This is a genomic window from Streptomyces mangrovisoli (genome assembly GCF_000974985.2).
GTDB classification, from domain to species: Bacteria; Actinomycetota; Actinomycetes; order Streptomycetales; family Streptomycetaceae; genus Streptomyces; species Streptomyces mangrovisoli.
The window spans coordinates 1-249 of the sequence record NZ_LAVA02000199.1 but is presented as its reverse complement, the minus strand read 5'-3'; the positions used below and the strand labels follow the sequence as shown (position 1 = coordinate 249).

The 249-nt window shown below is 69.5% G+C and carries 2 pseudogenes; both read left to right on the top strand.

From position 1 onward, the window contains the following. Positions 1-126 (top strand): annotated as a pseudogene (locus WN71_RS39390) (adenylyl-sulfate kinase); the annotation flags it as partial. Continuing rightward, positions 123-249, top strand: a pseudogene (locus WN71_RS41370) (sulfate adenylyltransferase subunit CysD); the annotation flags it as partial. The pseudogenes WN71_RS39390 and WN71_RS41370, both read left to right, overlap by 4 nt.

The window sequence follows — 249 nt, the reverse complement described above, 5'->3', positions numbered from 1 at the left end:
ACCGGTGTCGACGACCCGTACGAGGAGCCCGAGACGCCCGATCTGCGCATCGAGTCGCAGCACCAGAGCGTGCCGGAGTCCGCGGCCACCGTCCACGCCCTGCTCAGCGAAAGGGGACTGGCATGACGACCGTCGCCAAGGCCGAGGAGGGTACGGGCGCCCCGTACGCTCTGTCCCACCTGGACTCCCTGGAGTCCGAGGCGGTGCACATCTTCCGTGAGGTGGCGGGCGAGTTCGAACGGCCGGTGA